Annotated in this window: 1 protein-coding gene; it reads right to left on the bottom strand. The window is 54.8% G+C overall.

Annotated elements, in window-relative coordinates; translation table 11 throughout:
• Positions 1-11 precede the first annotated feature (11 nt).
• On the bottom strand, positions 12-974 hold the full coding sequence (locus BK660_RS29840; protein ID WP_123436388.1) for an IS110 family transposase: 963 nt from the start codon (positions 972-974) through the stop codon (positions 12-14).
• Between the last annotated feature and the right edge of the window lie 203 nt (positions 975-1,177).

The following is a 1,177-nucleotide window of genomic DNA, read 5'->3' as shown; positions in this document are numbered from 1 at the left end:
TGTGGGAGATTCTATGTTTGGGGGGAACCCCCAAACATAGAATTTGGGCTGTATTCACTTTGATTTTTCATCAAGGCAAATACCACTCTGGCCAGCTTACGAGCCAGGATGACCAAGGCCTGGGTACCTGACAGGCCTCGGGCCAAGTAGCGTTGATAGAACGGTCTCCAGGTTGGCGAACGGCTGGCGGCCATTGCGCTGTTGTGGAATAGGCGCCGGAACTCGGAGTCTCCTCGCTTGGAGAGGCGACGCCTCTGATCTTTCTGCCCTGACTGCCTCACGCGTGGATCCATACCCAAGAAGGCAACGTACTCGTCGCTGTCGGCAAAGTCCCCGCGAATAAAGGCTGTAGCCGCTGCGGTGGCCGTCAGAACCCCCAAGCCTTCAACGGCCTGGCAGCGTTTCACCTGATCATGCATCCCGGCTTCGTTAACAATTTCCTTCAATGTTTTCTGGATCGCTTTTTCGAACTGGTCCATAGAGGCCACCAGCAGGTCAAACGCCTCTTTCAACAGAGGTTCGTTTCTCCAGCTTTGTTTGAGTGCCACTCTGGATTGAATCAGTTTGGCCCTGCGACGGAGCAAGCTTTTGAGCCGTGTATAGGCCTCTGGCGGCGGGCTCCAGATCCTCAGCCGGTCAGATTCCCGGCTCAAGTAGCGTGCCAGCAGGACCGCATCCAAGGCATCTGTTTTTGCTCGAATGCCTACCCCGTCGCGGTATTTGTTGAGGCGACTGCCATCGATGACGTAAACGTCATGGCCCATTTCATGGGCCAGTTCCGTCGTGTCGAGGTGATAGATGTTGGTCGCTTCAAGTGCGATGGCGCTGTGCGCGGGGAGTGTTTTAAGCCACTTCTGCAAGGCTGATCGCTCATTGGTAACGAGCTGCACCTTTTCTTGGTCAGATCGATAAACAACGATCTCGTCCTTCGCGACGTCCACACCAATGACCACCTGCGAATCAAGGATTGTCATGACCCACTCTCCGAGCTAGGGTTTTAAGACTTGTCGGGGTTCACCGTTGCGCTGGCTTGTTTCTATCGTCGGTCCGAGCCGATGCATTCCTTATCGGCGCATTTGGTGAAGGGGTGGGACGAAGTCTCCCACGGTCTGTACTGGTCAGAGTCAGAAGCTGAGCTTTAGTCCCACCCACCCCTTCAAGTCTAAACATACAAGCG

It is taken from the genome of Pseudomonas brassicacearum (genome assembly GCF_003732265.1).
In the GTDB taxonomy this organism is placed as follows: Bacteria; Pseudomonadota; Gammaproteobacteria; order Pseudomonadales; family Pseudomonadaceae; genus Aquipseudomonas; species Aquipseudomonas brassicacearum_D.
This window is presented reverse-complemented; position numbering and strand designations above follow the sequence as displayed.